This is a genomic window from Microbacterium sp. P5_E9, assembly GCF_054049175.1.
The window spans coordinates 209709-234701 of the sequence record NZ_JBFUMV010000001.1 but is presented as its reverse complement, the minus strand read 5'-3'; the positions used below and the strand labels follow the sequence as shown (position 1 = coordinate 234701).

Below are 24993 nucleotides of genomic sequence, written 5' to 3'. Positions count from 1 at the left end.
TGAAAGGCGACCGGGAGGGGTCATTCCGGCTGTCGAGTGCTCCCTCTGCGTATCCTGACGGGACAGAGTCCGTCCGACGTCAGGAGCCCCATGAAGGTGCACAACCCGTTCCGGGTCGCGTTCGTCGCGACTCTGGGGGTCGGCCTCGGTCTGCTGCTGATCACCAGCATTCAGACGCTTTCCACGATCCTCCTCTATGTCGGGACGGCGCTGTTCCTCTCGCTGGGTCTCGACCCGATCATCTCGTGGCTCGAGAAGCGCAGATTCCCCCGGTGGGCCGCTGTGCTGGTCACGATCCTCGCGGTGCTCCTCGCGTTCGCCGGGATCGTGCTCATGATCCTGCCGATCCTCGTCACGCAGGTCGGCCAGCTCATCAAGGCAGTCACCGACCTCGTCGACCGGGAGGGATTCTGGACGGACGTCGAGAACTGGGTCACGAGCACCTTCCCCAACCTCCAGCTCGATCTTGTCCTGCAGCAGGTGCAGCAATGGGCGCTCGAGAACGCCGGGACGATCACCGGCAGCGTGCTGGGCGCGGGGATCGCCCTGTTCGCGGGGCTCACGGGCGCTTTCATCGTCCTGATCCTCACCATCTACTTCACCGCGGCAACGCCCGCCCTGAAGAGGTCGGTGTACCAGCTCGTGCCCGCCTCGAAGCGACCCCGCTTCATCGACCTGGGCGAGCAGATCACCGACTCTGTCGGCTACTACGTCATCGGGCAGCTGAGCCTCGGCGTCATCAACGGCATCCTCAGCGCCATCTTCCTCACGATCATCGGCGCGCCCTTCCCTGCGGTGCTCGCCGTGGTCGCGTTCTTCTTCTCGCTGATCCCGCTCGTCGGCACGCTCACCGGCTCGACGCTCATCGTGCTGGCCTGCTTCATCCCGCCCGGCTCCCCCACGACCGCGCTGATCGCGGGGATCTATTACCTGATCTACATGCAGATCGAGGCGTACGTGATCTCGCCGCGCATCATGAACCGCGCCGTCTCGGTCCCCGGAGCGGTCGTCGTCATCGCGGCACTCGCCGGCGGCTCCCTGCTGGGCCTGCTCGGTGCGCTGATCGCGATCCCGGTGGCCGCGAGCATCCTGATCATCTACCGGCAGGTGGTCATCCCGCGGCAGAACGAGCGCTGACCGGACGGCGCTCGCCTTCTCGCCGCGGGCTTTCGCTCAGGATGACTCGGACGACCCATGCCACTCCTCCGGGAGTGGCAGGGCACCGGGGTTGACGGCCGCGACGATCTCCGTGAGGACGCGCCGGGTCTGCGTCTCGCCGACCCACAGGTGCTTGCCGCCCTCGACCGGAATGAGCACGGCGTGCGGGACCGACGCGAAGCCTTCGGCCGCGGCATCCGGTCGCAGGTAATCGTCGAACTCGGGGATCAGCGCGATCATCCGGCGCCGGTCGCCCTCCCACGCGGCCACCTCGTCCGGTCCGGCGCGGTGCAGCGGAGGCGACAGGAGGATCACCCCCTCGACCTCGTGGTCGCGGCCGTACTTCAGCGCGATCTCGGTGCCGAATGACCACCCGACGAGCCAGGGATGCGGCAGCGCGCGGTCCCGGACGAAGTCCATCGCCGCCGCCAGATCGAAGGCCTCCGCCTGTCCGCCGTCGAACGCGCCGTCGCTCGTCCCGCGGGGCGACGTCGTGCCGCGCGTGTTGAACCGCAGCACGGCGAGGTCGGCCAGCGCAGGCAGACGAGCGGCGGCCTTGCGAAGGATGTGCGAGTCCATGAACCCGCCCGCCGTCGGGAGCGGATGCAGCGTCACGAGCGTCGCGACCGGCGCATGCTCTGCCGGCATGGCGAGCTCTCCGACGAGCGTCAGCCCGTCGAGCGTCTCGAGTTCGATGTCCTCGCGCCGGGCGGGCAGGAGCACGGGTCCACGGATTTCCACGTCAGCCGATCCTCCAGCAGTGCGTGTGCCAGTGTCGGCGCGCGGCCAGGTCGGCCTCCTCGCCGAGCACCCCGTCTGCCCGCCAGGCCACGAGGTGTGCCACACCGGGGTCGATCTGCCGCCCGCACCCCGGGCAGGTGTACGCCTTGACGGCCTGGGCTCCGCTCACCGGCTGAACCGTCCACTCCGCGCCACGGCGCGTCTCGGTGCGCTTCCACCCCGCGACCATGCGCTCGAAGGACTCGTTGCCCGCCGCGCCAGGACGCCGACGGTTCGACCGCGGCATGGGCTCAATACCAGCCGGTGCTCTGCGAATGGTTCCAGGCACCGCACGGCGAGCCGTAGCGGCCGCCGATGTAGTTCAGGCCCCAGGTGATCTGCGTGGCCGGGTTGGACTCCCAGTCGGGCGCAACCGAGCCCATCTTGCTGCCGGGCAGAGCCTGCGGGATGCCGTATGCGCCGCTGCCCGCGTTGTACGCGTTGACCCGCCAGCCGGATTCCCGGTTCCACAGCGCCACGAGGCAGGCGAATTCGGAGTCGCCCCAACCACGCGCCTGCACCATGCCGTAGGCGATGGACTGCGCCGTACCGGGGTCGGGTGAGACGAATGGCGGCGACCACTTGGCGGCTCCAGAGGACCCCGTGGTTTTGCCGACGACGGGCGCAGGCGGGGGCGGGGGCTTCGGCTTGACGTACACCGTGTAGCCGCCTCGGTCGAACGAGACAGCCTCCTCCGAGACCGCGGCATCCAGGGCCAGAGTCTGCGTGTCACCCAGTCCACTCGCGTAGAGCGTGACCGGCGTGGTCTCGGCGGCGTTGGCCTCGCCCAGCACCGAGCCCATGGGTCCGACATACGCCGCGACGAATCCGATCGCGGCCAGCGCGGCGAAGACGCTCACCACTCCGCGCCTGCGGGACCACCGTGGTGTCGCGGCAGGCACTCCGACCGGAGCGACGGTGATCGTCGCTGCGGGGGCCGGTTCGTGACGACGCATCCGTCGGGGCGCCACGGGAATCATCTCGTTGCCGGAAGTCACAGTGTCCCTGAGTGTACCCGGCGAAGCCGGAGCATGCCATCCGACGGACTCGGACCCTCATGCAATGCTCATGCGACGGCGAGCATCACCTCGACGACCGCGTCCAGCACGGCATCGACCTGAGTCTCGCGGTACCCGCCGCGCTGCATGCGGAAGGCGACCGCCCGAACCTGCTCGACACTCACCGAATCGCCCGTCTCCAGGTAGCGGGAGATCTTGTCGGCGACGAGATCCACCTCGTCGATGCGGTATCCGTAGCGCAGCGCGTTCACGCGCGTGAAGCGGTGCCCGCGCGGACGGGAGAGACGATCCAGCACGACCTGCGCGGTCTCCTTGGTCTGGCCCACCCAGGCGCCGACGCCGCTCTCAGTGAGCGCGAGCCGGCGCTCGCGGGCGGCGAAGGCGTCTTCGATCCGGCCGAGCGCGGCATCCACCGCGGCGATCGAATAGCCGTGCTTCACGATCGGGAAGGCGACGTGCCGGATGTCGGCAGAGGTCATGGAGGTCGACTCGTCCCCGAGTTCGAACGCGGTGCGCGCGTGCGCGAGGAACGCCTCGACCGCACGCTTCTCATAACCGCGGCCGCGGTGCGGTGCATCCGGGAAGGCCGGCGCCGGTGGGGCGGAGGGGTTCTCGAGATCGGATTCAGACATCAGGCCGCCAGCGGGGAGAGAAGGTAGTAGAGGATCAAGGCCGCGAGACCCGAAGGAAGGACGGAGTCCAGGCGGTCGAGCACACCGCCGTGCCCTGGAATCCAGGAGCTCATGTCCTTGATGCCGAGGTCGCGCTTGATCATCGACTCCGCGAGGTCGCCGGTCGTGGCAGCCAGCAGGATCACGAAGCCGGTGATGAGCCCCGCCCACCAGGGGATGCCGAGCATGAACAGGCCGAGCAGAAGTCCCGCGATCAGCGCGGCCAGGCCAGCGCCGGCGAAGCCCTCCCAGGTCTTCTTCGGGCTGATGAGCGGCGCCATGGGGTGCTTGCCGAAGGTGAGGCCGGATGCGTAGGCGCCGGTGTCGGCGGCGATGACGATCGCGATGAAGGCGAGCACCCACCATTCGCCGCCGTCCTGGCGCAGCAGCACCACGCACAGGCTGGCCAGGAACGGCACATAGAGCTGGACGAAGCCCGCCGCCATGACGTCGGAGAGCACATCGCCGTAGCTGCGTCCGTCGCGCACCGCCATCTGGGCGATCAGCCGCCACACGATGACGACGGCCACCGCGACGATGGTCGTCACCCAGTGCAGCCAGGGGCTGAGGAAGTACCCGGCGAGGAGCACGCAGACCCCGACGACGATGTGCGGGATGACATCGACCCGGCGCCCCGCGGTGCGAAGCGCGCGGCAGAACTCGAACAGTCCGGATACCAGCGCCGCGAGCGCGAGCGCGAGGAATCCCCACTTCACGAACACGAGCGAGCCGATCAGCACGATCGCGAGGCTCACGCCGATGAGGATCGCCAAGATCAGATCGCGGCCGGTCCGCTGCTTGATCCGTTCATTGGCCTCTTCGAACTCGGCGCGCGCATGGGCGACCTGGCTCTCGAACTCGTTGCGCGCGGAGCGCACCTGCGCGGGGAAGGCGCCGGTCGATGCCGACTCTTCTGGCGCCTTGCGCGCCTGCGCGGCTTCGCGCCGAGTCAGGGCGGGTCCGGGATCCGCGGACGGATCGCCCGGTGCATCACCGGATGGGTCGGTCATCGTCTGTCTCAGACCTCGAGAAGCTCGGTCTCTTTGCGCTTGAGGGCCTCGTCGATGGCGTCGACGTGCGAGCGCGTCAGAGCGTCGAGTTCCTTCTCGGCACGTGCCAGCTCGTCCTCGCCGAACTCGCTCTTGAGGTCGTCGAGATCGTCCTTGGACTTGCGACGGATGCCGCGCACGTGCACCTTCGCGTCTTCGCCCTTGGTCCGCACGATCTTGACGAACTCACGACGGCGCTCCTCGGTGAGCTCGGGAAGGGTGACCCGCACGAGGTTGCCGTCGTTGGTCGGGTTGGCGCCGAGGTTGGGCGTGTCGCGGATCGCCTGCTCGATGGCCTTGAGCGCCGACTTGTCGTAGGGCGTCACGACGATCGTGCGCGCCTCGGGGTTGTTGAGCGAGGCGAGCTGAGCCAACGGCGTCGGAGTCCCGTAGTAGTCGACCAGGATCTTCTGGAAGAGCTGGGGGTTCGCCCGACCCGTCCGGACGGTCGCGAAGTCCTCCTTCGCTGCCTCCACGGCGCGATCCATGCGCACCCCGGCATCGGACAGAACGTCGGCGATCACAGCGACTCCCCTCGTGGCTTACAAGAGCATCAGTCTAGCCGGGGAGGCGGGCTCAGACCGTGACGCGCGTGCCGATCGGTTCCCCCAGGAGGGCGCGGGTGACGTTGCCCGCGGGCTCCATGCCGAACACGCGCATGTCCATGCCGTTGTCCATGCAGAGGCTGAACGCGGTCGAGTCGACGACCTTCAGGCCGCGCTGCAGCGCGTCCTGGTAGGTGATGCGGTCGATGCGGGTGGCCGAGGCATCCTTCTTCGGATCGGCGGTGTACACACCATCGACGCCGTTCTTGGCGACGAGCACCTCGATCGCGCCGATCTCGAGCGCGCGCTGGGCGGCGACCGTGTCGGTCGAGAAGTAGGGAAGACCCGCCCCGGCGCCGAAGATCACGACGCGGCCCTTCTCCATGTGCCGCTCGGCGCGGCGCGGAATGTAGGGCTCGGCGACCTGCGTCATCGAGATGGCGGACTGCACGCGGGTGGCCGCGCCGGCCTGCTCCAGGAAGTCCTGCAGCGCGAGCGCGTTCATCACGGTGCCGAGCATGCCCATGTAATCGGCACGACCGCGGTCCATGCCGCGCTGGCTGAGCTCAGCGCCGCGGAAGAAGTTGCCGCCACCGACCACGATGGCGATCTCGACCTGTCCGACCGCGGCGGCGATCTCGCGAGCGATCTGGCTGACGACATCGGGATTCACGCCGAGCTGGCCCGCCCCGAACGCCTCACCGGACAATTTCAGGAGGACGCGGCGGCGTCCGGTCGCTTCATCGATCACGTGGGATCCTCTCGTGGCGTTTGCAGACTATCGAACGCAGGCGAAAGGCCCGCATCGGCTTTGCGATGCGGGCCTTCCTGAAGTGCTACGCGCCGACCTTGAAGCGGGCGAAGCCGGTGAGCGTGAGCCCAGCGTTCTTGGCCACCTGCGCGACGGACAGCTTGTTGTCCTTCGCATAGTCCTGGTCGAGCAGCGAGACCTGCTTGAAGAACGCGTTCACGCGACCCTCGACGATCTTCGGAAGGGCAGCCTCCGGCTTGCCCTCCTGACGCGAGATCTCGGTGACGATCTCGCGCTCCTTGTCGACGTCGGCCGCGGGGACCTCGTCGCGGCTGAGGTAGGACGGGTTCGCGAACGAGATGTGCTGCGCCAGGCTGCGGGCGGTCTCGGCGTCGTCACCCGTGTACGCCAGCACGACGCCGACCTGCGGGGGCAGGTCCTTGTTCGTCTTGTGCAGGTAGATCTCGAACTTGTCGCCGGACAGCGTGCGCACGCGACGCAGTTCGACCTTCTCGCCGATGATGGCGGCCTCGTCGTCGATCAGCTGAGCGACGGACTGGCTGCCGGCCGGAGCCGCGAGGGCAGCCTCCACGGAGTCGGCGGCGACGGCGGCCGCGGCATCCGCGACCTTGTCGGCCAGCGCGATGAAGCGGACGTTCTTCGCGACGAAGTCGGTCTCGCACGCGAGCTCGAGGATCGTGACCTTGCCATCGACCTCGCGGGAGGCGATGAGGCCTTCGCTCGTCGAGCGGTCGGCGCGCTTGGCGTTGCCCTTCGCGCCCTTCAGGCGCAGGATCTCGACGGCCTTCTCGACGTCGCCGTCAGCCTCTTCGAGAGCCTTCTTGGTGTCGACCATGCCGGTTCCGAGCTGCTCGCGCAGCGCCTTGATGTCGGCGATCGTGAAGTTTGCCATGGGTGGCGGCTCCTTGGTTTGTGTGAGTTCTGGGGATGTCTCGGCGGGGCCGACGCGCGCATGACGGTCGGCACCGCCGAGACGGAATCCTGCAGGCGGAGTGCCTGCGCGTGACTACTTGGCGTCGGCCTCGGGGGCCTCGGCGACCTCGGCCTCGGCTGCGTCAGCCTCGACGATGTCGACCTCGACGACCTCGACCTCGACGCCATCGGCGGTCTCGGTGACGACCTCGACCACGTCGACCTCGACCACATCGATGCCCGAGGCGGCCTCAGCCTCGACGACGGCTTCGACGACCGCGTCAGCGACCTCTTCAGCCGCGCCCTGCTCGAGCAGCTCGCGCTCCCAGTCGGCCAGGGGCTCGGCAGCTTCAGCCGACTCGTCGGCCGGGTTGTGGCGCTGGATGAGGCCCTCGGCGGCGGCGTCGGCGATGATGCGGGTGAGCAGGCTCACCGAACGGATCGCGTCGTCGTTGCCGGGGATCGGGTACTGGAACTCGTCCGGGTCGGCGTTCGTGTCGAGGATGCCGATGACCGGGATGCCCAGCTTCGTGGCCTCGTTGATCGCGAGGTGCTCGCGCTTCGCGTCGACGACCCAGATCGCCGAAGGCGTCTTGGTCATGTTGCGGATGCCGCCGAGCGACTTGTGGAGCTTGTCGAGCTCGCGCTTCTTGAGCAGGAGCTCCTTCTTGGTGAAGCCGCTGTTCGCGGGAACCTCGTAGTCGAGCTCCTCGAGCTCCTTCATGCGCGCGAGGCGCTTGGAGATCGTCTGGAAGTTGGTCAGCAGACCACCGAGCCAGCGCTGGTTCACGTAGGGCTGACCGACGCGCGTGGCCTGCTCCGCGAGGACTTCCTGTGCCTGCTTCTTGGTGCCGACGAAGAGAATCGTGCCGCCGTGGGCGACCGTCTCCTTGACGAACTCGTACGCCTTGTCGATGTACGTCAGCGACTGCTGCAGGTCGATGATGTGGATGCCGCTGCGCTCGGTGAGGATGAAGCGCTTGACTTTCGGGTTCCACCGGCGGGTCTGGTGTCCGAAGTGGACGCCGCTGTCGAGCAGCTGGCGAATGGTGACGACGGCCATGGCCGTTCTCCTGTCCTGGCGCTTGCGCGCCTCTTGCGGTTGATTGCGCCGGACCGTTCGGCCGGCGAGCCTGGTGCCCGGACACACGCCCACTCGCAGCGCTTTCGCTCTGGAGACCGATGGGTGTGATGCCGCGCGACGCCCTTCGACAAGCTCAGGGACCGGCGAACCGGTTAGTCGCGCATTGGGCACGCGGAGTCACCCCGCACAGCGGGATGCCTTTCCAGTGTATCAGCCGCCGTCTCCTCCCCCGCATCCAGGGTGAGCCGCTCCCCCCGGCCTTCGTCAACGGCCGCCTGTGCACGTCGGAAGCGGGCGACCCTGAGCTGTGGCCCGTCTTCTCACGCTCCCGCTCGTCGTCGTGCTGCTCGCCTTCAGCGTCTCCGCGGCATCGCCACCCGCCGATGCCGCGGCAGGTCTCGCTCGCCCCGCGGTCGGGCTCGAGCTCGGCACCTCTGCGCTGCGCTGGGTGTGGCCGGTGCATCCGGTGCGGATCGTGGTGGCGTACGTCGCCCCCGCGCATCGCTTCGGTCCGGGGCATCGCGGCATCGATCTGGCGGCCGCCGCGGGTGCCGAAGTCCGCGCCCCCGCCGACGGAGTGATCGCTTTCACGGGGAGCATCGCCGGCCGCGGGGTCGTCACGATCGACCACTACGGTGGGCTCGTCACCACCCTCGAACCGGTCGACGGTGCGGTGGTCGTCGGCCAGCGGGTGGACAGGGGCCAGAGGGTCGGCGTGACTTCGGTCGGCGGGCATGCGCCGCCTGGGACGATTCACTTCGGCGTGCGACTGGGCGGCGAGTACGTCAACCCGCTGCTGCTGTTCGGGGCACTGCCGCGCGCGGTGCTGCTGCCCTGCTGCGACTGACTCCGGATGCCGCGACTACGCCCGCGGGTGAGCCAGCCGGTATACCGCGGCGAGACGTTCGCTGGACACGTGGGTGTAGATCTGGGTGGTGCCGAGACTCGCGTGGCCGAGCAGTTCCTGAACCGTGCGCAGGTCAGCGCCCCCGTCCAGAAGATGGGTCGCGGCGGAGTGGCGGAGGGCGTGCGGCCCTGCGGCACCGCCGACGATCGGGCCGAGGGTGCGGGCGACGAGATCGTAGACCGCGCGGGATCCGAGCCGACCTCCGCGGGCGCCGAGGAACAGCGGACGATCGGCCGTGGACGATGCGCGACGGGCGGTGAGCGCAGGCCGGCCGCGCACGAGATAGGCCTCCAGCGCCTTCGACGCCGGCAGACCGTACGGCACCACGCGCTCCTTGTCTCCCTTTCCGGTCACGCGTGCCGTGCGGCGATCGGGATCGAGGTCGTCTATGTCGAGGCCGCACAGCTCCGAGACACGCACCGCCGAGCCGTAGAGCAGCTCGAGGATGGCGTGATCCCGCAGCGCGATCGGATCGCCGCCGGATGCCGCGCGGGAGAGCTCATCGAGCAGGGATGACAGGGCGTCCGCGGTGGCCACTTTCGGGAGTGTCCGCCCACGCTTCGGCGAGACGAGTCGGAGGGACGGGTCCGACGTGACATGCCCGTGCTCGAGCGCCCAGGAGAACAGCCCCCGCACGGCCGCCGTACGCCGGGCGATCGTGGAACGCGCATCGCCGCGCTTGGTGGCCGCCCACAGCCACTCGCGGAGCAGCTCGAGATCGACATCCTCGAAATCGGTGGAGCCGGCGCTCGCGGCGAAATCGGCCAGGTCCGAGCGGTAGGCGCGCACGGTGGCATCGGACAGTCGCCGGACGTCGCGCAGATAGGCGGTGTACACCTCCGCCGCTTCGTCGATCCGCATACGGCCAGCATGCCCGCATCGGCCGACACCGGGTCCGCGGCGCTCCGCGCCCTGGCACAGGTCAGCCCACCGGAACCTTCCGCCAGCCCTGCGGCCCACCCTGCACGAGGCCTTCGAGTGCGAGGAGACCCAGCAGACTCTCGATCGCCGCAACGCTCATGCCGCTGCGCCGCGCGACGTCGGTCACGTCGCGCCATGCGCGGGTGCTGAGCGCGTCGGTCGCCCGCGTGCGGTGGTCGGTCCAGGGCCGGCCGTCGTCGGCGCCCATCGTGAACAGCGCCTCGTCGACAGCCTGCGCCCCGGGCTCGACCAGTCCGAGCAGCTCTCGCACATCGGCGCCGTCGGTGATGCAGGCGGCACCGAACTCGCGGAGCAGCCGGTGGCACCCGGCCGAGGCGGCGCTGGTCACAGGTCCCGGCACGGCTCCGAGGGGGCGTCCGAGTGACACGCCGTGCCCTGCCGTGTTGAGCGAGCCGCTGCGCCACCCTGCCTCGACCACCACCACGGCACCGGCCAAAGCGGCGATCAACCGATTCCGCTGCAGGAACCTCCACTTCGTGGGCGCGGAGCCGCAGGGAACCTCGCTGATCACCGCACCCGTGGCGGCGATGCGGTCGATCAGCTGAGCATGGCCGACCGGGTAGGAGCGGTCTGCGCCGCCGGCGAGGAGGGCCACGGTGAGGCCGCCGACGGCCAGCGCGGCGCGGTGGGCGGCCCCGTCGATCCCGTACGCCGCGCCTGACACGATCGGCACTCCCCCGCCGGCCAGGTCGGACGCGATCTCGACCGCGACGTGCTCGCCGTACGACGTCGCCGCCCGAGCCCCGACCACCGCCACCGACGGCCGGAGGCGACGGAGCGCCCCGACGTCGCCGCGCACCCAGAGGCACACCGGCGCGTGCGCGCCGAGGTCGTCAAGCTGGTCCGGCCAGTCCGGATCGGCCGGACCGACGAGGCAAATACTCTGGCGCCGGGCGATCTCGAGCGCGGTCGCCAGCGGATCGGCGGCCAGCCGCGGCTGCCATCGCTTCCACGCTTCGGCGAGCTCCCGCAGCGACAGTCCACCCAGCTGGTCGTGCGGTGGTCCCGCGAGCAGAGTGCGCAGCGCCCCCTCGGCGCCGAGAGTCTCGATCAGCCGACCGGCGATGCCGTCGCCGGGCTCGACGAGGTGACTCCAGACCGCTCTCGACCACCGATCGACGATCGCCTCGTCGCTCAGTTCGTCGATGCGGACGATGCCGGCGAGCTGCTGCCGGGCATGCCGAGCGCTCAGATCCAATGCCTTCATTGTGTGATTCCCTTCTTCAGATACAGCGCCCGGCCGATCTCGGCAGCGCCCAGACGGTCGCTGCCGGTGATATCCGCGATCGACCACGCGACGCGCAGCACCCGGTCATAGCCCCGCAGCGTCAGCGCTCCGCGATGGAGCGCCGCATCGAGCGGGCGGCGCACCTCGGGGTCTGGCGCGAGCGGTCCCTGGCGCAGCCACGTGCCCGGCACCTGCGCGTTGAGGCGCCATGGCGTGCCGGCGAGCCGTGCCGCGGATCTCGCGCGCGCCTCGCGCACGCGCTCTCGGGCGGTCGCCGTGGTGACCGTCTCGCCCCCGGCCGTCACCGCGTGCGCGACAGCGACACGGGCGAGCGAGAGCTCGATGTCGATGCGGTCCAGGAGGGGTCCGGAGAGCCTCCCGAGGTAGCGGCGGATCGCCATCGGCGGGCAGCTGCATGAGCCGCCCTTAACCCCGTAGTCGCCGCACGGGCACGGGTTGGTCGCGAGGACGAGCTGGAACCGTGCCGGGAACGAGGCGGTGGCGCCCGCACGGTGGATCACGATGGCTCCGCTCTCCAGCGGCTGACGGAGCGCATCCAGCGCGTTCGACGGGAACTCGCCCGCTTCGTCGAGGAACAGGACTCCTTCGCTCGCACGGGCGATCGCGCCCGGTCGCACCACCCGGGATCCGCCGCCGACCAAGGCCGCCACGCTCGCCGAGTGGTGCGGAGCCTCGAACGGCGGCGTGCGGGTGAGGGTCGTCACGGGCTCCCCGGCGAGCGAGCGGATCGTGGCTGCCGTCAGCGCGGCCGATTCGTCCAGCGGAGGGAGGATGCCGGGAAGGCGCCGCGCGAGCATTGTCTTGCCCGCTCCCGGGGGTCCGCACATCAGGAGGTGATGACCACCAGCGGCCGCCACGACGAGCGCATCGACGGCCTCGCGCTGACCGATGACCTCGGCGAGCTCCGGGATCGGAAGCGGCGTCGTCGCCGTCTCGGGAGGCAGGATCGGGTCTTGGACGATCGCAGCGACGCGGGCCCCGTGCCAGCGCGCGACCTCGGCGAGGTTGACGGCGCCGAGCACGGTGACACCCTCGACCAGCTCCGCCTCGGCGGTGTTCGCCTGCGGCACGACGACGCGGGTGATGCCTTCGCGGGCCGCTGCGACGACAGCGGGAAGGATGCCGGGAACCGGCCTGAGCCGGCCGTCGAGCCCGAGCTCGCCGAGGTGGACGGTCGACGCGAGGGACGCGGCATCCATCTCCACCTCCGTCGCGAGCGAGGCGATGGCGATCGCGAGATCGAAGCCGGAGCCCTGCTTGGGCAGGCTCGCCGGCGAGAGGTTGATGGTGAGCCGACGCCGCGGGAGCGACAGCCCGCTGTTGGCGCACGCATTGTGGACGCGCCTCGCGGCCTCACCGAGCGCTTTGTCGGCGAGGCCGATGATCTTGAGCTCTGGGGTCTGATTGGACAGATCGGCTTCGACTTCGACCAGGGCGCCCTCGACCCCGAGCAGGGCGACCGACCACGTGCGCGCGACCGTCATACGATGCCGGCCAAGTGCTCGAGCGTGGCCGAAGCCGGGTCCGCTCCGATCAGCCCGATCGCGTCGATGCGCAGCCGTCTGCCCTGCGCCTGGTCGGGATGAGCCGCAATCCAGGCCATCGCCAGCCGCCAGAGGCGCGCCTTCTTCTGCTCGGTGAGCGCCTCGAACGGGTGTCCGAAGCTCTCGGTGCTGCGGGTCTTGACCTCGACCACGATGAGCTCTCGGGCGGTCGCGACGACGAGGTCGAGCTCTCCCCCGCGCGCCCGCCAATTGCGATCGAGCACCTCGAAGCCGAGTGTCTCGAAGTGTCGGGCGGCACGCTGCTCGCCCGCCCGTCCCAGCACGTCCTTGTCAGCCATGAAGGCATGCTGTCGCGCGGACCGCGGGGCGCGACGAGGTCAACGGCGCATCCGTGGATCACCCCGAACCGGTGCCGGTGTGGAGGAGCGGGTGGAACACCGACCCGCCGACAGCGCTCAGCTGTCGAGCGAGAGCTCCTCGGGGAGGTGGAAGTCGCGACGCGAGAGCTCCTCGACGTTCACGTCCTTGAACGTGAGCACACGCACCGACTTCACGAACCGGTCGGCGCGGTAGATGTCCCACACCCACACATCGGTCATCGAGATCTCGAAGTAGAAGTCGTGCTCGGTGTCGCGCCGAACGACGTTGACCTCGTTCGCGAGGTAGAACCGGCGCTCGGTCTCGATCACATATTGGAACTGCGAGACGACGTCGCGGTACTCGCGGTAGAGCGCCAGTTCCAGTTCGCGGTCGTAGTCCTCGAAGACTTCGTCATCCATGGTGCTTCCATCTTACGGTCGCGCGCTGGGGCGCGACCGCGCAGTCCGGCTCAGAAGAGGGTCGGGGCATCGGTGATCGACCAGGACGCCCGGTGGTGGGTGCTGATGCCGTACACGCGGATCGCCTCGCGGTGATCAGGGCTCGCGTAGCCCTTGTTGCGGTTCCAGCTGTAGGCGGGAACCTCGTCGTGCAGCTGGGTCATGAATGCGTCCCGCGCGACCTTGGCGATGACGGATGCCGCGGCCGCACTCGCGCAGTCGCGGTCGGCCTTGATCACCGGGCGGACGGTGAGCCCATGTGCGCCGGCCGGAGTGATGTAGTCGTAGTTGCCGTCCAGCAGCACGATCGCCTCCTCGGGGACGACGCCCTGCCCACGGAGATCGGCGAGGGCGCGGATCGTGGCCATCCCGAGCGCCCGCATGATGCCGATCTCGTCGATCTCGGCGCTGCTGGCCCAACCGACGGCGCTCGCCGACACCCACGCGGCGGCGCGAGCCGCGACATCCGCCCGTTTCGGCTCCGGAACCAGCTTCGAGTCGCGCAGACCGGCGGGGATGCGCCGGCGCGCACCGACCGGGGTGAGCACTGCAGCGCCCACCGCCACCGGGCCTGCCAGGGCCCCGCGACCGACCTCATCGCAGGCGATCACGATCGGATGCTCGCGCAGGAGCCGGCGCTCGAGGGTCAGTCGCGGCTCGACCACGGTCATTTCGACGAGCCCTCCTGGGGGCTGGCCGTCGCGTCGGGCGATGGCTGGGGAACCCCCGCGAACACCTCGGGGTGGAAATCGAGGGCGCCGAAGCGGCCGAGCGGCCACGTGATGAGGAACGCGCGGCCTACGACGTTCTCGACCGGGACGAAGCCCTTGCCGGGCTGATCCTGGTTGTAGCGCGAGTCCTTCGACCGATAGCGGTTGTCGCCGAGCACCCAGAGGCTGTCGTCGGGCACGACGATGTCGAAGGGATCGCCGGACGCCCTGGTCTCGCCGTTCGGCAGCTTCAGGTACGCGGTCTCGTCGACCGGCACGCCGTTGACGGTCACCTGGCCGATCGCGTTGCAGCAGATCACGTGATCGCCGGGCAGCCCGATGAGTCGCTTGACGAGGTGGTCGTCCGAATCCGGGGCGGACAGGCCGACGAGGGCGAGCACCCAGTCGACGGCCTCGATGACCGGCGGGCGCGCTGCCGCGGCCGACGGCGGAAGCCAGCCGCCCGGGTCACGGAAGACGATGATCTCCCCGCGGGCATAGCCGCCGAAGCGCGGCGTGATCTCATCGACGAGGATCCGGTCGTTCACCAGGAGCGTGTCCTCCATGGATCCCGACGGGATGTAGAACGAGCGCACCACGAACGTCTTGACGAGGAACGACACCAGGATCGCGATGAGCACGATCACGAGGACGTCCCGCAGGAAGTAAAGCCACCCGCGATGTCGTCTGGAGCCATCGGACGATCGGCGCGGCGTCGGGATCGGCTCCGCGGGGGCGGTCTGCTCGGTCGTCATGGGATCCTTCGCCGGGCTCGCCGGGACGTCGGCGAGTCGATGAATCAAGGGTCGCACACTCCGTCGCACGCAGGCGGCGCACGCGCGTCATCTGGTGACGACCCTCAAACGAGACGACGAAACCCCGGGTGGATCACCCGGGGTTTCGTCAGGAAGAGCGCGTCAGCGGTCGCGCTTCTCCTTGATCTTGGCCTTCTTGCCGCGGAGGTTGCGCAGGTAGTAGAGCTTCGCGCGACGCACGTCGCCACGGGTGACGACCTCGATGTGGTCGATGACCGGGCTGTGCACCGGGAAGGTGCGCTCCACGCCCACCTGGAAGCTGATCTTGCGGACCGTGAAGGTCTCACGCACGCCGTCACCCGAGCGGCCCAGGACGACGCCCTGGAAGACCTGGATACGGGAGCGGTTTCCCTCGGTGATGTTGACGTGAACCTTCACGTTGTCGCCGGGGGCGAAGACGGGGATGTCGTTGCGGAGCGATGCCGCATCGACGGAGTCGAGGATCTGCATGATCATGTCTCTCTGCGGCCGCCACAGGTCGACCGCGAGTTGGAAGGAAAAGGATTCGTGTGCCCGAGGCCGCCGACGCATGCGTCAGGCGACGGACTCCCCTGAGGCAGAGCCTGGTCGGGGCACAAAGATCCATTCTGCCATGGATGCCCCGGCGAGCCAAAACCTGGGTCAGCTGCGGTCGGCGTCGCGCTTCTCGGTGAGAACGATGACCTCGTTCGGCTGGGGCTGATCCTGGGGAGATGCCGTCGGCGGCACGTACGCGATGCCCTCCGTCGTGTACATCACCATGCCCGACGGCTTGGCCTCGCGGAGCAGCTGCCAGAGTGTGAGCCAGAACAGGCCGACCCCCACCAGGATCGTCACGATCATGACCGGCGCCCACCAGGCCTGGTTGAAGAAGCCCAGCGCGATGATCAGCGCGTGCCACACCGTGAAGCCGAGGACATCCCACCAGGAGACCGCCCGGTGCGAACGCACGGTGCCGCGCGCACGCACGAGGAATGTCAGAACCAGCTGTCCGATGAAGACAGCTGGGATCGCGAGGAAGAGGGTCCACAGGAACGCCCAGCCCCCTGCGCGGAACACCGCCCAGCCCACGAGGAGCCACAGGGGCAGCAGGAACGCCGCCGGGATCAGCCAGCCGTAGTACGCGCGACGCAGCCACATGGCACTGATGCTACGCCGAATGACGAGGTGCAGAGGCGGGATGGGCGTGTCAGTCGGTGTCCTCACAGCCCGCGCCAGATTCGATCCGCCAGAATGGATCGACGAGAGGAACAGGATGATCGAACTGCGCACCCCGGCCGAGATCGAGCAGATGCGACCGGCGGGGCGGTTCGTGGCAGAGACCCTCGCCACGCTCCGCGACGAGACGAAGGTCGGGACGAACCTCCTGGCGATCGACCGTCGCGCCCACGATCTGATCCGGCGCGCCGGCGCGGAGTCCTGCTACATCGACTATCACCCGTCGTTCGGCGCCAGTCCGTTCGGCAAGGTGATCTGCACCTCGGTCAACGACGCCGTGCTGCACGGCCTCCCCTTCGACTACGCCCTGCGCGACGGCGATCTGGTGTCGCTCGACTTCGCCGTGTCGATCGACGGCTGGGTGGCGGACTCGGCCGTCTCGTTCGTCGTCGGCACCCCCCGCGAAGAGGACCTCGCCCTGATCGACACCACGAAGCGGGCATTGGATGCCGCGATCGCGGCCGCGCGCGTCGGCAAGCGGATCGGCGACATTTCGCACGCGATCTCGAAGGTCGCGCACGCCGACGGCTACGCGATCAACACGGACTTCGGCGGACACGGGGTCGGTCGGGTCATGCACGGCGACCCGCACGTGCCCAACGACGGCAAGGCCAACCGCGGCTACCCGCTGCGCCCAGGCCTCGTCGTCGCGCTCGAGCCGTGGTTCCTCGCCACGACCGATGAACTCATCACCGACCCGGACGGCTGGACGCTCCGCAGCGCGGACGGCTCTCGCGGCGCCCACTGGGAGCACACCGTCGCGATCACCGAAGCCGGCCCGATCGTCCTCACCGACCGCTCGTTCCTCGGCGTCGACTGAGCGGATCGGCCGAGATCACTCCGGTCGCGTGATCCGCAGCACGACGGCCGACCGGCCGCCGAGCGTGACCGAATCGCCCCGCAGCTTCGTGCTCGCGGCATCCGTCTCCCAGAGGCGGTGCGCAGCGCCGCCCACCGGGACCGACCGCTGCGTCTCGGCGAGGTTGAGCACGAGCTCGAGATCGCCGCGGCCGAGGCGCACCCAGCGCTGCTGCTCGTCCACCTCGGCGCGGGTGTGTGCGAAGACGGGATCGGTCAGTGCGGGCTCGCTGCGGCGCAGGGCCGCGAGTTCGCGGTAGACGGCGAGAGTGCGAGCGTGCCGACCGTCGCCGATCTCGTCCCAGCGCAGCTTGGAACGCCGGAAGGTCTCGGGATCCTGCGGGTCGGGCACGAGCGCGCGATCCCAGCCCATGCGCGCGAACTCGTCGATGCGTCCCTCCGCGGTGGCGGTGGCGAGCCAGGGCTCGGGATGCGATGTGAAGAACTGCCAGGGCGTTGAGGCCGCCCACTCCTCCCCCATGAACAGCATCGGCGTGTAGGGGGTCAACAGGGTGAGGGCGGCGACGAGCTGCAGGCTGCGGTCGTCGAGCGTCTGCGACAGCCGGTCGCCGGCCGCCCGGTTGCCGATCTGGTCGTGATCCTGACCGAAGGTCACGAGCCGCCAGGCCGGCACCCGCGGATCGATCGGGTAGCCGTGGTCGCGTCCACGGAACGACGACCAGGTGCCATCGTGGAAGAACCCCTGGGTCCAGGCCTTCGCAAGCGCCGAGAGCGGGGCGAAGTCGGCGTAGTAGCCGGTCATCTCGCCCGTCACCGCGACGTGCACCGCGTGGTGATAGTCGTCGCTCCACTGCGCGGTCAGTCCCCAGCCGTCGGCCTCGCGCGGCAGGATCAGCCTGGGATCGTTGAGATCGGACTCGGCGATCAGGCTGAGCGGGCGACCGAGCTGCGCGGAGAGCGCATCGGATGCCAGGGCGACCTCCTGCAGGATGTGCAGGGGCGCGGAGTCGTGCAGCGCGTGCACCGCGTCGAGGCGGAGGCCGTCCACGTGGTAGTCCCGCAGCCACATCAGGGCGTTCTCGACGATGAACGACCGCACCGCGGGCTCGTCGAGGTTGACGCTGAGGCCCCACGTGTTGCGCTGCGCGCCGCGCAGGTACGGGCCGAACTCCGGCAGGTAGTTGCCGCTCGGGCCCAGATGGTTGTAAACGACGTCCTGGATGACGGCGAGCCCGTTGGCGTGGGCGGCGTCGACGAACCGCTGATAGGCCGCGGGGCCGCCGTACTGCTCGTGCACGGCGTACCAGAGCACGCCGTCGTAGCCCCAGTTCCACTCCCCGTTGAAGGCGTTCACCGGCAGGAGCTCAACATGGGTGATGCCGAGTTCGAGCAGGTGGGGGAACCGTTCGACGGCCGCGTCGAACGTGCCCTCAGGGGTGAACGTGCCCACATGCAGCTCGTAGATCAGCCCGCCGGCGAGCTGCCGCCCGGTCCAGCTCCGGTCGGTCCAGGGGAAGGCGGTCGGGTCGTGATGGACGGATGCCGCGTGCACGCCCTGCGGCTGCCTCCGCGAGCGCGGATCGGGGCGCGTGACGGCGGCATCGTCGAGCACGAACCCGTACTCGTCGCCGTCCGCCAGGACCTGGGGCGCCGCCCACCAGCCGTCGGGTCCGGCGGTCAGCTCGACGTCGTCGACCCCGGGCCGCCGCATCCGCACTCGCGCCGCCCGTGGCGCCCACACCTCGATCACGCGACCTCCTCGGCGGCAAGCAGCGCCACCGGATAGCTGGACAGCAGGTCGCGGAGCGCGAGCTCGGTGCCTGCGTAGCGCCGACCGGTGAGCACGTCCACGGTGGGACCGGCGTGGCGCAGCAGCGCCGTCGCCCCCCAGCCGCCGCGCCGCTCGAGGCCGAGCGGCAGCCTGGTCGCCACCGCGACGACTCCCCCGCGGTCGAACGCGATCGCATGGCCGGATGCCTCGCCCACGACCGTCATCGGCGTGTAGCGGCTGAACAGCTCCGGCCGATCCCGTCGCAGCCGGAGCGCGCGTGAGGTGACCAGCAGCTTCGCCGCACCGCTCTCATCGATCGGCGGGAGCGAACCGCCCGCGTCGATCCCGGCGAGCAGCCGGCGCCGCAGGGCGAAGTCGACCGGGCGTCGATTGTCCGGGTCCGCGAGTGAGGTCTCCCACAGCTCCGACCCCTGGTAGACGTCGGGAACACCCGGTCCAGCGACCTGCAGCAGCTTGGCCGCCAGCGAATTCGACCACCCGTACCGCGCGAGGCGATCTGCGGCCGACGTGATGAGCCGGTGCAGCACCGCATCATCGAAGATGTCGTCGACGAAGCGGCGCAGGCCGGCTTCGAACGCGGCATCCGGATCGCGCCAGCTGGTGCGCTCCCCGCCTTCGCGGGCGGCCTTCTCGGCATAGGCGTGCAGGCGCTCGCGCGAGATCGGCCATGCCCCGATCGCCGCCTGGAACAGCAGGCTGTCTGTGGCCGCGTGACCGGTCGTCGCCCGAGCGCGCAGCCCCGCGTAGATTGCGGCCCATTCGTCGTGCGCGAGCTCGGCGATGACCGACAGCCGGGCGCGCACGTCCTCGCCGCGCTTCGTATCGTGGGTCGACAGTGTGGTCATCGTGTGCGGCCAGCTCGCCTGCCGAGCGATCTGAGCGCGGTGGAAGCCATCGACGGACAGGGCGAACACGGACGGGTCGCCGCCGACCTCGGTGAGCGAGCCGAGACGCGTCTGCCGGTAGAAGGCCATGTCTTCGACACCTTTGGCCATCACCGGACCGGTCACCTGCTGGAACCGGCGGGCGACCTCCAGGGTGGGGTCGGCGAGCACGGGGACGAGCACAGCGATCGCCTCAGCCAGATCGGGGCGATGGGCGGATGCCAGGGCCGCGGCCGCCTCGAGCCATCCGGCTCCGCCCGGCAGATACGAGCGGTACACGGGGAAGCAGGCGAGCAGCTCCGCGATCGCGTCCTGCGCCACGCTCGATCCGTCGATCCCCTCGGGCAGGCAGCGTACGAGTCGCCGCACCTCGGCCGCCTGGCTCTCGTCCGCCACCATCCGCTTGGTCGCGTGGATGAGATCGGGCCACGCCACTGCAGCGCCCTGGCCGCTCTCGCGGCGGGCGGCCGCATCGACGAGCTGCAGCATCCGCTCCCCTGACGGGTCGATCAGCACCCGATCGATCTCCGCCATCGCGTCGTAGCCGGTCGTGCCGTCGGTGTGCCACCAGGCGGGGAGCTGCTCGGGATGATCGGTCGCAGCGTGCTCGAGGATCTTCTCCACGAGCACGTACGCCCCGCCGGTCGCCTCGGCCAGCCGTTCGAGGTAGCCGCCGGGGTCGACGAGCCCGTCCGGGTGGTCGACGCGCAGACCGTCGGCGAGCCCTTCGCGCACCCACCGGAGGATCTCCGCGTGGGTCTCGTCGAAGACCCACGGCACCTCGGCCCGGACGCCGGCCAGGGTCGTGATGGTGAAGAACCGCCGATAGTTGAGCCGGGTGGCCTCGTCGCGCCAGAAGACCGGCTCCCAGTGCTGACGTTCGAGCACGGCGGGCACATCGCCCTCAGCGAGTCCGTCGAGCGAGCCGGGTGCGAGCGGAAGGATGTGGTCGAAGTAGCGCAGCGCGCCGAACGGCGTGAGTGCCGTGGGCATCGGATCCACGGTGAGCTCCCCGGCCGCCACGACCCGGTCGAGCTCGGCGCCGAGGAGCGGCACGCGCAGGCGACCCGCTCCGAACTCCCAGTCGATGTCGAAAGCATCGGCGTATGGCGAGTCGCGCCCGTGCGTGAGCACGTCCCACCACCAGGGGTTCTCGGCGGGCTTCGAGACCCCCATGTGGTTCGGGACGATGTCGATCAGAATGCCGAGACCCGCCGTCCGCGCTGCGCGCGCGAACCGCTCGAGTCCCGCGGCCCCGCCGCGCACCGGATCGACCTGCGAGGGGTCGACAACGTCGTAGCCGTGGTCGGAGCCGCTGGTCGCGCGCAGCAGCGGGGAGAGATAGGCCCAGTCGACGCCGAGATCGTGGAGGTACCCGGCGACGGCGGCCGCGGCATCCAAGTCGAAAGCCGGCCTGATCTGCAGGCGGTACGTCGACAATGGGCGCACGGCTACTTCAGGACCTCCGGCCGTGGGGCATGGGCCGGCATGTCCTCAGCGCTCGAGGGCACCGCCGCCGCGAGCGACGCTGCGACGGAGTGATCGGCGTCCGCCTCAGGAGCGGTGTGCTCGCCGAGCACGATCATCGCCTTCGCTTCGACGCGCACCGCCGATCCCGGTACGACCGCATCGCCGCCGGCCTGATCGCCGGCGGTATCGACGAGGATGTCCCAGTCCGGGCTGAACTCGATGTCCGGAATGTGGAAGTCGATCGGCTCGTCCCCCGCGTTGAACAGCAGGATGAAGTGCCGATCGGTGATCTGCTCACCGCGACGGTCGCGCTCGCGGATGCCATGGCCATTGAGGAAGACGCTGATCGCGCGACCGAATCCGTTGTCCCAGTCCTCGGGCTGCATGAGGTCGCCCTGCGGACGGCCCCAGGCGATGTCGGGCACCGGCGCACCGGCCTCGCGCTTCACCGGACGGCCGTTGAAGAAGCGGCTGCGGCGGAACGTCGGGTGGTCGCGCCGGAGGCGGGCGAGCGCTGCGGTGAACTCGATGAGCGGCTGGTCCGCCGACTCCCAGTCGACCCAGGTGATCTCGCTGTCCAGCGCGTAGCCATTGTTGTTGCCCTGCTGGGTGCGACCCAGTTCGTCGCCGTGCAGCAGCATCGGGACACCCTGCGACAGCATGAGGGTCGCGATGAAGTTGCGCTGCTGCCGAGCGCGCGTCGTGAGGACTTCCGTGTCGTCGGTCGGCCCCTCGGCACCGCCGTTCCACGATCGGTTGTCGTCGGCGCCGTCGCGGCCCTGTTCGCCGTTGGCCTTGTTGTGCTTGCGGTTGTACGAGACGAGGTCGCGGAGCGTGAAGCCGTCGTGCGCGGTGACGAAGTTGACGGATGCCGCGGGCCGGCGCCCGGAGTGCTCATAGAGGTCTGCGGAGCCGGTCAGCCGTGACGCGAACTCTCCGAGAGCCTGCGGCTCGCCGCGCCAGAAGTCGCGGACCGTGTCGCGGTACTTCCCGTTCCACTCCGTCCACTGCGGGGGGAAGTTGCCCACCTGGTAGCCGCCGGGCCCGACATCCCACGGCTCGGCGATGAGCTTCACCTGCGACACCACCGGATCCTGCTGGACGAGTTCGAAGAAGGCCGCGAGTCGGTCGACGTCGTAGAACTCGCGCGCGAGCGCGGCAGCGAGGTCGAAGCGGAATCCGTCGACGTGCATCTCGAGCACCCAGTAGCGCAGCGAGTCCATGATGAGCTGCAGCGCGTGCGGGTTGCCGACATTGAGGCTGTTGCCGGTGCCGGTGTAGTCCGTGTAGTAGCGGTGGTCCTTGTCTTCGAGCCGGTAGTAGGCGGCGTTGTCGATGCCCTTCATCGACAGGGTCGGCCCCATGTGGTTGCCCTCGGCGGTGTGGTTGTACACCACATCGAGGATCACCTCGATGCCCGCGGCATGCAGGGCGCGCACCATGCCCTTGAATTCCTGCACCTGCTGGCCCCGCTCACCCGTCGCCGAGTAGGTGTTCTGCGGGGCGAGGAACGCGACGGTGTTGTAGCCCCAGTAGTTCGACAGCCCCTTCTCCTGGAGGGTGGCGTCGTTGACGAACTGGTGTACCGGCATGAGCTCGATCGCTGTGACGCCGAGGCGCTTCAGGTGCTCGATGATCGCGGGATGCCCGATCGCGCTGTAGGTTCCGCGGATCTCCTCGGGAATGCCGGGGTGGCGCTGCGTCAGGCCTTTCACGTGCGCTTCGTAGATCAGCGACTCGGAGTAGGGCGTCTTCGGCATGCGGTCGCCGGCCCAGTCGAAGAACGGGTTGATGACGACGCCCTTCATCATCGACGTCGCCGAGTCGTCGTCATTCCTCGAGTCGGGATCGCCGAAGTCATACCCGAACACCGACTGGTTCCACCGCACCTGGCCCTCGACGGCCTTCGCGTAAGGATCGAGCAGGAGCTTGTTGGGATTGAACCGGCGCCCGTTGGTGGGGTCGTACTCGCCGTGCACGCGGTAGCCGTAGCGCTGCCCCGGGCCGATGCTCGGGAGATAGGCGTGCCAGACGTAGGCATCGACGTCTGTCAGTTCAACGCGGGTCTCCTTGCCCCGATCGCCGAACAGGCACAGTTCGATCCGCTCCGCGGCTTCGCTGAAGAGCGCGAAGTTGGTGCCGTTCCCGTCATATGTCGCGCCCAGTGGATACGCAGATCCTGGCCATGCCTGCACGGAGGTCCTCCCTGAAGATGGATCCCCACCCTAGCCGAGGCGCTCAACGGGATCACTCGCCGGCAGCGGCCCCTATGATGTGCACCCGCACGTTGTTGGTGCTCCCTGCCGAGCCGGGAGGAGCTCCCGCGGTGACGACGACGCGATCGCCCTGCTCGGCGCGGCCGGACCGCACCAGCGTGTCATCGAGGAGAGCCATGAGCTCGTCGGTCGTGCGCGCGCGGGGGACCAGGAACGTCTCGACGCCCCAGAGGTACGCGTTGCGCGAGCGCGTGGTCGCCTGGTCGGTGAACGACAGGATCGGGATCCGATGCCGCAGCCGCGACATGCGCCGCGCCGAGTCGCCGGATTGACTGACCACGCACACGTACTTGGCCTCGACGAACTCCGCGATGCTCGCCGCCGCCAGCGTCATCGCCCCCGTCTGGGTGCGCGGCTTCGTGCCGAGGGGCGGGATGCGGCCGAGCCCGTGCTCCTCGGTGGATTCGATGATCCGCGCCATCGTCTCCACGACCGCGATGGGGTGCGCACCGACGCTCGTCTCACCCGAGAGCATCACCGCGTCGGCGCCGTCGAGGACCGCGTTGGCGACATCCGATGTCTCCGCGCGCGTGGGGACCGGATTCTCGATCATCGACTCGAGCATCTGCGTCGCGACGATGACCGGCTTCGCCCACCGGCGCGCCAGTTCGATGGCGTGCTTCTGGACGATCGGCACGGCCTCGAGCGGCAGCTCCACACCGAGGTCGCCACGAGCGATCATGACGCCGTCGAACGCGTCGATGATCTCCTGGAGATGCTCGACGGCCTCCGGCTTCTCGATCTTGGCGATGATCGGGACGCGGATGCCCTCCTCGGCCATGATGATTCGCGCCCGCTGCACATCGCGCGGGCTCCGCACGAAGGACAGGGCGATGAGGTCGGCCCCGATGCGCAGCGCCCAGCGTAGATCCGCCTCATCCTTCTCGCTCATCGCGGGAGCGCTGATGTTCACCCCCGGCAGGTTGATGCCCTTGTTGTTCGACACCATCCCACCCACGACGACTTCAGTCCGCACCCGGACGCCGTCCGTGTCGAGGACCTTCAACCGGATCTTGCCGTCGTCCACGAGGAGGGTGTCCCCCGCGGTGACGTCCTGGGCGAGCTGCGGAAACGTCGTTCCGACCAGTTCCTTCGTGCCGGGCACGTCCTCGGTCGTGATCGTGAAGATGTCACCAGGCTCGAGCTGATGGGGGCCGTCTGCGAAGCGCGCGAGCCGGATCTTCGGACCCTGCAGATCCACCAGCACGCCGACGGCGCGACCCGTGGCGTCGCTCGCCTTGCGGACATTGGCATAGGCCTGTTCGTGAACGGCGAAGTCGCCGTGGCTGCGGTTGATCCGCGCCACATCCACCCCGGCGCGCACGAGAGCTTCGATGCTCTCGTACGACGACGTGGCTGGGCCGAGGGTGGCGACGATCTTGGCACGACGCATAGGTGGTCCTCTCGCTGACCGACGATCCCAGTCTGTCGGCTCGGAGCGGCGTGGTGTGTGAAGACGATGTTAAAGATCGACGCCTATGCGTCCACGGCCACGACTTCTCACAAGGCGCGTGCGCCCCGTGTGAGGAAGAAGTTCGCTCGAGGTAATGGAATCCGGCTCGGTGCGGAAACACCACGCTCGTACGTTCGGAGCACGGATCCACCCCGCCCATCGGCAG

Annotated in this window: 25 protein-coding genes; 3 read left to right on the top strand and 22 right to left on the bottom strand. The window is 69.2% G+C overall.

The window, feature by feature from the left end:
* Positions 1–90: 90 nt before the first annotated feature.
* Positions 91–1137, top strand: a complete 1047-nt coding sequence (locus ACXJ3V_RS01150) for an AI-2E family transporter (RefSeq protein WP_457098421.1) — start codon at positions 91–93, stop codon at positions 1135–1137.
* Positions 1138–1173: 36 nt separating this feature from the next.
* Here the strand turns inward: ACXJ3V_RS01150 and ACXJ3V_RS01145 are convergent, their stop codons facing one another.
* The 9 genes from ACXJ3V_RS01145 to rpsB form a co-directional block, all read right to left on the bottom strand.
* Entirely contained in the window at positions 1174–1899 is a 726-nt protein-coding gene (locus ACXJ3V_RS01145; RefSeq protein ID WP_457098420.1) for an alpha/beta hydrolase, read from the bottom strand.
* Position 1900: 1 nt separating this feature from the next.
* On the bottom strand, positions 1901–2185 hold the full coding sequence (locus ACXJ3V_RS01140) for a hypothetical protein (protein WP_457098419.1): 285 nt from the start codon (positions 2183–2185) through the stop codon (positions 1901–1903).
* A gap of 4 nt (positions 2186–2189) precedes the next feature.
* Complete coding sequence (locus tag ACXJ3V_RS01135) at positions 2190–2798, bottom strand: aggregation-promoting factor C-terminal-like domain-containing protein (RefSeq protein ID WP_457098418.1); 609 nt, start codon at positions 2796–2798, stop codon at positions 2190–2192.
* A gap of 206 nt (positions 2799–3004) precedes the next feature.
* Positions 3005–3589, bottom strand: coding sequence for a DivIVA domain-containing protein (locus ACXJ3V_RS01130; RefSeq protein ID WP_457098417.1), 585 nt, complete (start codon positions 3587–3589; stop codon positions 3005–3007).
* Positions 3589–4638 (bottom strand): phosphatidate cytidylyltransferase, encoded by a 1050-nt coding sequence (locus ACXJ3V_RS01125; RefSeq protein WP_457098416.1) that lies wholly within the window; start codon positions 4636–4638, stop codon positions 3589–3591. Before ACXJ3V_RS01125 ends, ACXJ3V_RS01130 begins: the two co-directional genes overlap by 1 nt.
* 8 nt (positions 4639–4646) lie before the next feature.
* Positions 4647–5201, bottom strand: a complete 555-nt coding sequence (gene frr / locus ACXJ3V_RS01120) for a ribosome recycling factor (RefSeq protein WP_457098415.1) — start codon at positions 5199–5201, stop codon at positions 4647–4649.
* Positions 5202–5253: 52 nt separating this feature from the next.
* On the bottom strand, positions 5254–5973 hold the full coding sequence (pyrH, locus tag ACXJ3V_RS01115; RefSeq protein ID WP_457098414.1) for a UMP kinase: 720 nt from the start codon (positions 5971–5973) through the stop codon (positions 5254–5256).
* Between the two features lie 85 nt (positions 5974–6058).
* Positions 6059–6886, bottom strand: a complete 828-nt coding sequence (gene tsf / locus ACXJ3V_RS01110) for a translation elongation factor Ts (RefSeq protein WP_457098413.1) — start codon at positions 6884–6886, stop codon at positions 6059–6061.
* A gap of 114 nt (positions 6887–7000) precedes the next feature.
* Positions 7001–7969, bottom strand: coding sequence for a 30S ribosomal protein S2 (gene rpsB / locus ACXJ3V_RS01105; RefSeq protein ID WP_457098412.1), 969 nt, complete (start codon positions 7967–7969; stop codon positions 7001–7003).
* 328 nt (positions 7970–8297) lie between these two features.
* On the opposite strand from rpsB, the gene ACXJ3V_RS01100 reads away from it, so the two are divergent.
* The gene (locus tag ACXJ3V_RS01100; RefSeq protein WP_457098411.1) at positions 8298–8837 is read left to right on the top strand and encodes a murein hydrolase activator EnvC family protein; all 540 of its coding nucleotides are present in this window, start codon (positions 8298–8300) and stop codon (positions 8835–8837) included.
* A gap of 15 nt (positions 8838–8852) precedes the next feature.
* Here ACXJ3V_RS01100 and ACXJ3V_RS01095 read toward each other — a convergent pair whose 3' ends face one another.
* The 9 genes from ACXJ3V_RS01095 to ACXJ3V_RS01055 form a co-directional block, all read right to left on the bottom strand.
* A complete protein-coding gene (locus ACXJ3V_RS01095; protein WP_457098410.1) occupies positions 8853–9758 on the bottom strand; it encodes a tyrosine recombinase XerC in 906 nt (301 codons plus the stop codon).
* Positions 9759–9819: 61 nt separating this feature from the next.
* Entirely contained in the window at positions 9820–11046 is a 1227-nt protein-coding gene (gene dprA / locus ACXJ3V_RS01090; RefSeq protein ID WP_457098409.1) for a DNA-processing protein DprA, read from the bottom strand.
* Positions 11043–12572, bottom strand: a complete 1530-nt coding sequence (locus ACXJ3V_RS01085) for a YifB family Mg chelatase-like AAA ATPase (protein ID WP_457098408.1) — start codon at positions 12570–12572, stop codon at positions 11043–11045. The genes dprA and ACXJ3V_RS01085 overlap by 4 nt, the downstream gene beginning before the upstream one ends.
* Positions 12569–12931 (bottom strand): YraN family protein, encoded by a 363-nt coding sequence (locus ACXJ3V_RS01080; protein WP_457098407.1) that lies wholly within the window; start codon positions 12929–12931, stop codon positions 12569–12571. Before ACXJ3V_RS01080 ends, ACXJ3V_RS01085 begins: the two co-directional genes overlap by 4 nt.
* A gap of 117 nt (positions 12932–13048) precedes the next feature.
* Positions 13049–13372, bottom strand: coding sequence for a DUF2469 family protein (locus ACXJ3V_RS01075; protein WP_179432955.1), 324 nt, complete (start codon positions 13370–13372; stop codon positions 13049–13051).
* Between the two features lie 50 nt (positions 13373–13422).
* Complete coding sequence (locus tag ACXJ3V_RS01070) at positions 13423–14082, bottom strand: ribonuclease HII (protein WP_457098406.1); 660 nt, start codon at positions 14080–14082, stop codon at positions 13423–13425.
* Positions 14079–14876: a signal peptidase I gene (gene lepB / locus ACXJ3V_RS01065; protein WP_457098405.1), complete on the bottom strand. Its 798-nt coding sequence runs from the start codon at positions 14874–14876 to the stop codon at positions 14079–14081. Before lepB ends, ACXJ3V_RS01070 begins: the two co-directional genes overlap by 4 nt.
* 162 nt (positions 14877–15038) lie before the next feature.
* Positions 15039–15386 (bottom strand): 50S ribosomal protein L19, encoded by a 348-nt coding sequence (rplS, locus tag ACXJ3V_RS01060; RefSeq protein ID WP_457098846.1) that lies wholly within the window; start codon positions 15384–15386, stop codon positions 15039–15041.
* Between the two features lie 171 nt (positions 15387–15557).
* Entirely contained in the window at positions 15558–16055 is a 498-nt protein-coding gene (locus ACXJ3V_RS01055) for an MFS transporter permease (RefSeq protein ID WP_457098404.1), read from the bottom strand.
* A 115-nt stretch (positions 16056–16170) separates the two neighbouring features.
* Here ACXJ3V_RS01055 and map point away from each other — a divergent pair, with 115 nt between their 5' ends.
* On the top strand, positions 16171–16953 hold the full coding sequence (map, locus tag ACXJ3V_RS01050; protein ID WP_457098403.1) for a type I methionyl aminopeptidase: 783 nt from the start codon (positions 16171–16173) through the stop codon (positions 16951–16953).
* A gap of 15 nt (positions 16954–16968) precedes the next feature.
* On the opposite strand, the gene treZ is transcribed toward map, so the two are convergent.
* The 4 genes from treZ to pyk are packed head-to-tail and all read right to left on the bottom strand — an operon-like array spanning position 16969 to position 24767.
* Complete coding sequence (treZ, locus tag ACXJ3V_RS01045) at positions 16969–18702, bottom strand: malto-oligosyltrehalose trehalohydrolase (protein ID WP_457098402.1); 1734 nt, start codon at positions 18700–18702, stop codon at positions 16969–16971.
* Positions 18699–21077 (bottom strand): malto-oligosyltrehalose synthase, encoded by a 2379-nt coding sequence (gene treY, locus ACXJ3V_RS01040; RefSeq protein WP_457098401.1) that lies wholly within the window; start codon positions 21075–21077, stop codon positions 18699–18701. Before treY ends, treZ begins: the two co-directional genes overlap by 4 nt.
* A gap of 2 nt (positions 21078–21079) precedes the next feature.
* Entirely contained in the window at positions 21080–23293 is a 2214-nt protein-coding gene (glgX, locus tag ACXJ3V_RS01035) for a glycogen debranching protein GlgX (protein ID WP_457098400.1), read from the bottom strand.
* A gap of 52 nt (positions 23294–23345) precedes the next feature.
* Positions 23346–24767 (bottom strand): pyruvate kinase, encoded by a 1422-nt coding sequence (pyk, locus tag ACXJ3V_RS01030; RefSeq protein WP_457098399.1) that lies wholly within the window; start codon positions 24765–24767, stop codon positions 23346–23348.
* Between the last annotated feature and the right edge of the window lie 226 nt (positions 24768–24993).